The organism is Amycolatopsis sp. SID8362 (genome assembly GCF_010550475.1).
Taxonomy (GTDB): Bacteria; Actinomycetota; Actinomycetes; order Mycobacteriales; family Pseudonocardiaceae; genus Amycolatopsis; species Amycolatopsis eburnea.
Window position 1 is genome coordinate 1 of record NZ_JAAGNB010001774.1, and the last position, 3,566, is coordinate 3,566.

At 71.2% G+C, this 3,566-nt stretch carries 4 protein-coding genes; 2 read left to right on the forward strand and 2 right to left on the reverse strand.

The window, feature by feature from the left end:
* The coding region (locus G3I65_RS54475; protein WP_166641765.1) for a sensor histidine kinase at positions 1-775 on the reverse strand (775 nt) is incomplete at its 3' end.
* 171 nt (positions 776-946) lie between these two features.
* Here G3I65_RS54475 and G3I65_RS54480 point away from each other — a divergent pair.
* On the forward strand, positions 947-1,552 hold the full coding sequence (locus tag G3I65_RS54480; protein ID WP_160704294.1) for an MmpS family transport accessory protein: 606 nt from the start codon (positions 947-949) through the stop codon (positions 1,550-1,552).
* A gap of 45 nt (positions 1,553-1,597) precedes the next feature.
* Here G3I65_RS54480 and G3I65_RS54485 read toward each other — a convergent pair whose 3' ends face one another.
* A complete protein-coding gene (locus G3I65_RS54485) occupies positions 1,598-3,082 on the reverse strand; it encodes an exo-alpha-sialidase (protein WP_160704296.1) in 1,485 nt (494 codons plus the stop codon).
* Between the two features lie 198 nt (positions 3,083-3,280).
* On the opposite strand from G3I65_RS54485, the gene G3I65_RS56815 reads away from it, so the two are divergent.
* A partial coding sequence (locus tag G3I65_RS56815) for a hypothetical protein (protein ID WP_203612764.1) occupies positions 3,281-3,566 on the forward strand: 286 nt, incomplete at its 3' end.

Sequence of the window (3,566 nt, forward strand, 5' to 3'; positions counted from 1 at the left end):
CTTCGCGGCCGGCGAACCCGGGCCCGCGCAGCACGCCGATCACCTGGCGCAGGTCGTCGAGCGACTGCCGGGCGGTGGTCCGCACGGTCTTGGCCGCCGCCGCGGTGTCCGGTGCGGTGGTGGCGGTGACCTCGAGGGCGCCCGCCTGCAGCGAAAGCAGGGACAGCCGGTGCCCGAGGACGTCGTGCATCTCGCGGGCGATGCGGGCCTGCTCCTCGCGGCGCGCCATCTGGTCGCGCAGCGCCTCCTGCTCGGCGATCCGGCGGCGCGTCTCAGCCAGGCTGTGCCGCACCACCCCGACGGTGACCGGGATCGCGGTGAACACGATCGCGGTCAGGACCACGCCGGTCAGCTTCGCGGGCGTCGACCCGGTCGACATCCAGGTCCCGGCGATCGTCACCTCGGAGAAGCGGCTCGCGTCCCGCCACACCGCGAGCGCGGTCGCCACCACGACGAGCGCCGACGCGCCCCACCGCCGCCACCCGACGTGGTGGGCGGTGAACGCGGCGAGGGCGATCAGCGCGGCCAGCGATTCGCCGGGCAGCAGCAACGGCGGCACGAGCGCGATTCCCGTGACGAGCAGCGGCCACCGGTGCCGCCAGACCAGCATGACGGACGCGCCGATCCCGGCGAACCAGGCGAGCACGCCCAGCACCGTGATCAGCGTGGCCGACGTACCCGGCAGGGCGCTGGCCAAGGCGACGTAGATCGTGCTGCTCACCACGCCGGTCGCGACCGCGAGCACGGTGCACACCACCCGAAGCACGGACCCCATGCGGTGAGCCTACGAGGCACCCGGGGGACGTCCATCAGCTGTTCGGCTTCTCCGGGTCCCGCCGGTTGACGACTTTCGTCGTACGGGGTCGAGGCTCGCGGACGACGCGGTGCCGCCCGGGGCGCTGGTTTCCTGCTCGCCGTCAAGCGAAGGCGAAAGGACACGACCCCGATGACCGACTACACCCCGATCCAGCAGCAGTACCCGGCTCCGCAGGCCGCGCCGCCCCGCAACGGCCTCGGCACGGCGGGCTTCGTCCTCGGCCTGGTCGGGCTGGTGTTCTCGCCGATCCCGATCGTCGGCGTGATCGCGTGGCCGCTGGTGGTGCTGGGGCTGATCCTGTCCGCGGTCGGCCTGGCCAGGGTGCGGGCGGGCAAGGCCACCAACAAGGGGCTCTCGATCGCCGGCATCGTCGTGTCGGTGCTCGGCCTCGTCGTCAGCATCCTGTGGGTGGTGGTGCTCGGCAAGGCGATCGGCGACGTCAACGAGCAGGCGACCCAGCACCACACGATCGTCTACTCGGTGACGGGCGACGCGAAGACCGCCGACGTCGACTACAGCACGTTCGACCAGGCGGGCTCGGTGAAGACCGAAACCGGCGCGACCGTGCCGTGGACGAAGACCGTCGAGGCCACCGGCGTCCTCATCGGCGCGTTCACCGTGAGCACCGGGGAAGCGGGCGGCACGGTGACGTGCAAGGTCGTCGTGGACGGCCAGGAGGTCAAGACGGCGACCGCGTCCGGCGAGTTCGCGCTCGCCAGCTGTTCGGGTTTCTGACGGCGACGGAATGAGGGGACCCGGCTCGGGTCCCCTCGTCCCGTTTCAGCTGCAGTGCTCGAACTGGCTGTCGTAGGACTGGCCGTCGGCCGCGCCGCCCCACTTCACGCACTTGTCCGCCGCGGCCGCGGAAACCGGGCCGGCGAAGTAGGAGAACGCGCCCGAGTCGGTTACTCGCGCCGAGCCCTGGACCTCCAGGTAGGCCGAGGTCTGCGTGGCCTTCCCGGCGTTGGCGCTCTTCATCGCGCTGACGCAGTTCTTGCCGGTGGCGGCGTTGTAGGACAGGTAGGCCGTGCCCGCCGTGCCGAGCGGCGCCGAATCGATGACGCCGTAACCGAGTCCGCAGGCCGGGGCGCCCAGCGCGGCGTCGGTCACCGTGGCGTAACGGATCGTGTCGTTCGCGTGGTACTCCGGCCCGGCTTCGAACAGCACGCCGACCGAGGACTGGGACAGCTGCACCATGTCGGAGTACGCCGCGTCCTGGCCCCACACGAGCAGGCTGCCCGCGGTGCCGGTCCAGTTCGCGCCCTCGTCGAACGACGAGTGCACCCGCAGCTCCTTGCGACGGTCGCAAGTGGACGGTGCGGCGAACACGACCCGGTTGTACTTGCCGCCGGTGTCGGTGGCGCTCATCCGGGCCGTCGAACCCTGGACGGTCGGCGCGACGAGATCGGTGGCGAAGGCGAACTTGGCGCTGAAGCTCGCGCCGCCGTCCGAGCTGATCGCGAAGGCGCGGTTGCGCGTCCCGCCTTCCAGGCACTTGTTGCCGTCGTTGGCCTGGTTGCGCGCGGCGGCGTACACGCGGCCGTCGAGCAGCTCGGTGACGCTGATTTCCTGCGGGTTGATCGCGGTGGTCGGCGAGTCGGTCGCGCCGCGGTGCCACGTGCTGCCCTGGTCGTCGCTGTAGACCAGCGCGCCGGTGTTGGTGCCACTGATCGTCCAGCTGACCCCGGCGACGAGCCGCCCGGCGTGCGCGCCGCGGGTGAGCACGATCCCGTGCGACGGCCCGGTGGCGAGCCAGCCCGGGGCGCTCGCGAACCCGAGTTCGCTGGTCAGCACGCGCGGCGCGCCCCACGTCTTGCCGTTGTCCTCGCTGATCGACACGCGCGGGACGCGGCCGCACGCGGGGTTGGTGTAGCACTGCATGGTGGACAGCAGCACGATCCGGTTGCTGCCCGGGATGACGATCGGCGCCGGGTTGCCCTTGGTGTCGCCGTTGGCCTTGATGACCGTCTGCAGCGCGCTCCACGTCTTGCCGCCGTCGCTGGAGCGCTTCATGACGAGGTCGATTTCGCCGAGGTCGTTGCAGAAGCTGGCGCCGCCGTTGCGGCCCTCGGCGAAGGCGAGCAGGTCGCCGTTGTTCGCCTTGACGACGGTGGGGATCCGGTAGCAGTCGTGGCCTTCGGTGTTCTTGTTGAACACCAAGGTGCTGCTGACATCGGCTTGCGCGCTGGCGGTGCCGATGGCGGCCACGGCGGCGCACCCCAGCAGCCCGGCCAGGAGGCCTCTGGCGATCCGGGTGAGGTTCACGGTTTCTCCCTGTTCGTTCTACGTCCTACGTCTCGGCCGTAGCGTCGGCGCGGTCCGTACAAGACCCGTACAACCCGGCGTATAACGAACTATTCATGGCCGGGAGGGAAATTCCTGGTGAACGAGGGTGCGGTTGCCGTCGATCCAACGGCGATATATCGTGTGAGTGTCGGCGATAGGACTACACGAGGAGAGCGCATGTCAGCGGGAGCGGGGCGGATGTTCGGCGGGTTCGGTGGGGGACACTTCGGGCACGGGCCGGGGCTGCACCACGGGATGCACGGGGGCCCGGGGCTGCACGGCGTGTTCGGCCACGAGCCGGGCGGGCCGGGCCACGGTCCGGATGGGCACGGGATGCCCGGCCACGGGCACGGCGGTCCGGGCGGGCACGGGCTGCCGGGATTGCACGAAATGCCCGGCCACGAGCCGGGAGGGCCCGGCGGGCCGGGGCTGCACGACGTGCCGGGGCACGAGGACTGGGACG